At 42.7% G+C, this 5,240-nt stretch carries 5 protein-coding genes; all 5 read right to left on the bottom strand.

Annotated features, from left to right (window positions below; translation table 11 throughout):
* The coding region (locus tag ACW12G_RS05640) for a PFL family protein (RefSeq protein WP_455647472.1) at positions 1 to 1,217 on the bottom strand (1,217 nt) is incomplete at its 3' end.
* 69 nt (positions 1,218 to 1,286) lie between these two features.
* Complete coding sequence (locus ACW12G_RS05635; protein ID WP_455647471.1) at positions 1,287 to 1,559, bottom strand: ACT domain-containing protein; 273 nt, start codon at positions 1,557 to 1,559, stop codon at positions 1,287 to 1,289.
* An 82-nt stretch (positions 1,560 to 1,641) separates the two neighbouring features.
* On the bottom strand, positions 1,642 to 2,802 hold the full coding sequence (locus ACW12G_RS05630) for a hydroxymethylglutaryl-CoA synthase (RefSeq protein WP_455647470.1): 1,161 nt from the start codon (positions 2,800 to 2,802) through the stop codon (positions 1,642 to 1,644).
* Between the two features lie 88 nt (positions 2,803 to 2,890).
* Entirely contained in the window at positions 2,891 to 4,513 is a 1,623-nt protein-coding gene (locus ACW12G_RS05625; protein ID WP_010005657.1) for an ABC-F family ATP-binding cassette domain-containing protein, read from the bottom strand.
* A gap of 160 nt (positions 4,514 to 4,673) precedes the next feature.
* Positions 4,674 to 5,111, bottom strand: coding sequence for a hypothetical protein (locus ACW12G_RS05620; RefSeq protein WP_010005656.1), 438 nt, complete (start codon positions 5,109 to 5,111; stop codon positions 4,674 to 4,676).
* Positions 5,112 to 5,240: the final 129 nt, after the last annotated feature.

Here is a 5,240-nt window from a genome sequence, read left to right as displayed (position 1 = left end):
CCAACTTTAGTCCCGTTGGTTGGTAACACACGCACTGCGGTTGTCTTGTTGTTTTGCACACCGATCGCTGCTTCATCAGCGATCATAGCCGCAATCGTTGTTGCTGGCGTATCACCCGGCACGGCAATCATGTCCAACCCAACTGAGCAGACGGATGTCATCGCCTCAAGCTTGGCCAATGACAAAATACCAGCTTTAACCGCATCAATCATGCCCGCATCTTCAGAAACAGGAATAAAGGCCCCTGATAAGCCACCAACACGTTGTGACGCCATCACGCCACCCTTTTTTACCGCATCATTGAGCAGCATCAAAGCCGCCGTTGTCCCATGAGTCCCGACCATTTCTAAGCCGATTTCTTCCAAGACTTCTGCCACTGAATCACCACGAGCGGGTGTTGGTGCTAGACTCAAATCCACAATGCCAAATTCAACGCCCAATCGTTCGGCTGCTAACGCCCCAACCATTTGGCCGACACGTGTAATCTTAAAGGCAGTCTTTTTAACCGTTTCTGCAACAATTTGAATTGGTTCGCCCTTCACTTTTTCAAGTGCACGCTTCACGACACCAGGGCCAGAAACACCGACATAAATCACCACATCGGCTTCTGTCACGCCATGGAAAGCCCCTGCCATAAACGGATTATCTTCCACGGCATTGGCAAATACGACTAACTTCGCATTGGCTGTGTCTGACTTATCCGTAATGGCTTTGATCGTTTCACCCATTAACTTCACCGCATCCAAGTTAATACCTGCTTTGGATGAGCCAATATTCACACTTGACATGACCAAGTCTGTTTCAGTCAAGGCGCGGGGTAATGATTTTATCAGAGCTAGGTCACCATTGGCAAACCCCTTTTGTACAAGCGCTGAATAGCCGCCAATAAAGTCGACCCCAACGGTTTTAGCCGCATCATCCAAGGCATGCGCGTATAACAACATCTCATCTGGTGTCGCCTTCCCAGCGATTAAAGCAATTGGTGTCACACTAATGCGCTTGTTGGTAATTGGAATTCCAAATTCACGTTCGATTTGTTGCGCGACCGCCACTAAATCCTTGGCGTAAGTCGTAATTTTATCATAAATATTTTTTGCCGTATCTGCCGGTGTGCCAGCAATTGTATCAAGCAGTGAAATACCCATTGTTACAGTACGAATATCCAAATGCTCTTCGGCAACCATGTTGATTGTTTCTATAATTTGCGTGGTTTCCATGACTTCTCCCAAATTTTTGGCCATTGGTCAACAGCAATGGCACATCAAAATAACCCCTAACGTCAAGCTTTAAACACGACGCATCGCATCATAAATTTCTTCACGTTGGGTATGAATTTCAACATTTAACTGTTGCCCCAGAACATTCAAATCATCTTGTAAGCCATTAAAGGTTTCATCTAGTTGTTCAAGATTCACCAACATACTCATTGTGAAAATATCAGACATGATCGTTTGTGAGACATCTAAAATATTCACATCATGTGCTGCTAAAGTTTGTGCTACGCTGGCAATAATGCCTGGCTTATCTTTTCCAACTACGGTTACAAATGATTTTGCCACGCTTTTCCCTCTTTAAAAAAGTTATTTTACGTATTATACAATAAGACCCGCGCCCTTGTCATTAACTGAATGCGATTTGCGACTAACGATACAACCGTTCGCCGGCTTGCCAACCTAAAAATTGTACCGTTTTGGCATCATCGCGGGCTTGGGTTTTCGCGTCAACATGCGAATTATACAAGTGTGAGGTGAACATGGCCTCATATTCAGCCACACTGACCTGATGGCGGTTTGCCAATAAGGCATCCGTCATAGTGTTTGGCACATAGTCAGCAAAGTTATCTTGTAAGGTCACTGAATATAATTCAGCTTCAGCGCCAGAACCATAACTAAAGACAGCAATATCTTCCCCAGCCACTAAATCCGTTGCCTGACTTAAAAGGGATAGCAAACTCAAATAAACTGATCCAGTATATAAATTTCCCACCTGACGACTATAGACTTGACTAGCAGTTAAATGCTCAGCCAAACGGGTTTGCTGGGCAGGTGACGCTTCGGCCATAATTTGATCCAGCGCCTTCTTCCCCATTTTTGTATAAGGTAAATGGAACGCAAAGCCAGCAAAATCATCAAGGACATGTTGCGTTTGCTTTTGATAACGTTGCCAAAGTGTCAAAAACATCTCTTTATAAACATCAGTTGAGAGATGCCCGTCAACTAACGCTTCTTCCCGATCAACCGGTCGCCAGAAATCAGCGACATCTCGACTCATATAAACAGAATCTGAATTAATCGCTAAAATTTTCGGTTCACTCGCCACAACCATGGCAATGGCACCAGCCCCTTGTGTGACTTCACCTGGTGTTCCCAAACCATAACGGGCAATGTCAGCCGCAATCACCAAAACCCGCTTTTCTGGATGCAAGGTCACGTAGTCGCGCGCCTGCATTAAACCAAATGTTCCCGCATAGCAAGCCTGCTTTAACTCAATAGTACGCGAAAATTCTGATAAATTTAACAATTTTTGAGCGTAGACGGCAGCTGATTTGGAATTATCAATCCCTGATTCCGTGGCAAAAATGACCATGTCAATCGCTGCACGGTCGTCATCCGTTAAAATACTTTGGGCAGCATTAACGCCCATCGTCACGACGTCTTCATAGTTGGGTACGACAGCTTGTTGCGATTGGCCGATACCAATCGTATATTTTTCTGGTTCATCCCCACGTGCTTGCGCGAGTTCAGTAAGATCTAACACATAATTTGGTGTGTAAAATCCGATTTTATCAATCCCTATTGTCATGGTTATTGTCTTTCCTTTGATCATGTGCGTTGACGCAAAAAAGCGTCCTCAGACGCCTTTTTTACGATATATGGGTTAAACACACAGCTTAATAAAGTTCCTTGACCTTTTCTTGGATACTTGGTGTTGAAATAAATTCATCATACGTTGTATCCACACGGTCCACAGCACCTTTGGCTGAAACTTCAATCACGTGGTTGGCGGTCGTTGCCAAGAACTCGTGATCGTGAGAAGTCATAATAATGCCACCCTTAAAGTTCACCACGGCATCGTTTAATGATTGAATTGATTCCAAATCCAAGTGGTTCGTTGGGTCATCCATGAGCAAGACGTTTGCCTTCAATAACATCATCTTAGCCAAGGTAATACGCACCTTCTCACCACCAGAAAGAACTTTGATTTGCTTCAAAGAATCGTCGCCGCGGAACAACATTTGTCCCAACATACCACGAAGACTTGTATTGTCCTTTTGATCTTCTTCCGCAAAATCACGCAACCAATCCAAAATCGTTGCTTCTTGATCGTCAAAGTTATCATTCAAATCTTTGGCAATATAAGATTGTGAGGTTGTCACACCCCAAGTCACTGACCCAGTGTCTGGTTCAAGCGTGCCGGCAATAATTTGCATCAGGGTTGTCGTTGCCAAATCAGAACGTGACAAGATCGCAATTTTATCGCCAGGACGACCGATAAATGAAATATTATCGAGCACTTTTTCCCCATCAATTGTCTTAGAGACATTTTCAACACGGATCATGTCGTTACCCAATTCACGGTTCATTGGGAAATTAATGAATGGATACTTACGTGATGATGGCTTGATATCATCCAGTGTAATCTTTTCCAATTGCTTCTTACGAGCAGTGGCTTGCTTTGACTTAGAAGCATTGGCTGAGAAACGGGCCACGAATTCTTGCAATTGCTTAATTTGTTCTTCCTTCTTAGCATTTTGCTGAGAAGCCAAACGTTGCGCCAATTCAGAAGATTCACGCCAGAAGTCGTAGTTACCAACGAATGGTGTGATCTTACCAAAGTCAACATCCAAGATGTTGGTTGACACGGCGTTTAGGAAGTGACGGTCGTGGGATACCACAATCACTAGGTTCGGGAAATCAGCCAAGAAATCTTCTAACCAGTTAATTGTCTGCACATCCAGACCGTTGGTTGGTTCATCAAGCACCAAAATATCTGGGTTACCAAACAAAGCTTGCGCCAACAACACCTTCACTTTATCATTTTCAGTTAGTTCACCCATCAACGTATATTGCATATCGTCAGGAATACCTAACTTGCTCAACAATTGACCGGCTTCAACTTCTGCGTTCCAACCATCAAGTTCTTCGAATTCGGCACCCAAATCCGCAACGCGGACACCGTCTTCATCATTGAAATCTGGCTTGGCATAAATGGCATCCATTTCCGTCTTGACTTCATACAAACGCTTATGCCCTTGAATCACTGTGTCCAACACGGTAAATTCATCAAAAGCAAAGTGATCTTGTTGCAAAGATGACATCCGTTCACCTTCACCAATCGCAATCACACCTTCTGTTGGTTGCAATTCACCTTGTAATAACTTCAAAAAAGTTGACTTGCCGGCACCATTGGCACCGATAATACCGTAAGTATTGCCAGGCGTCAACTTTAAGTTAACATCTTGATATAATTTAGGCCCAGCAAAGCTGAAGCTCATGTCTGATACTGTGATCAATTAAATTTCCTCCATTATCGCTATGTTCAGGTTGTTTTATCTCAATCACCAAACACAGTTCTGTAAAAATACCTGTTATAACTATAACAGAAAAAGCGCGAAAGGTCGCGCTTTTTCATAACTTTATTCCAACACAATCCCTGACTAATCTGGGTTGATATTACGATTTAAAGCCACCTTCAACCGGTATTTGGAACGTTTCGGACTCACCAGAATTCAAATCATGAAAACCATTTTCAATTGGAATCAAATTTTCATCTGGATCATCTCGTGTATCACCCAAAAAAGTAAAGAGGCTTAAGACAACGTATAATAAACTGAAATAAAAGCCGTATGATATCGACACTAAACCTAACCAAAGTGTCGCAACTAATGCAAAAATGATTGGCATTAATAATAATGTGACGGGTGAATAACCATGGCGGCGAACATCATAACCGAGATACAACATGTAAGCACTATTAAGGATGATATAAATAAAGATCACCTTATGCAAACTCGTCCACCCTGCTAGTTCACCCAAGAAAGGTAGGCCCCAGCCAAATATAATCGCAGCCAACCATTGATAACCATAATATTTTTTAAACGTCTTTTTCATCCGTGACCACCTTTAATAACAATTCTATCTTATCTGATTATATTACAGCGTACGTTAATATAGTAGCCCAATGATATGTATTGTGGCATAAAAATAATTTAATTATTATAAACCTCTAAATGCCGAAAA

Source organism: Leuconostoc sp. (genome assembly GCF_965300815.1).
The sequence above is the reverse complement of the archived record's forward strand: the minus strand, read 5'-3'. Positions and strand labels throughout refer to the sequence as shown.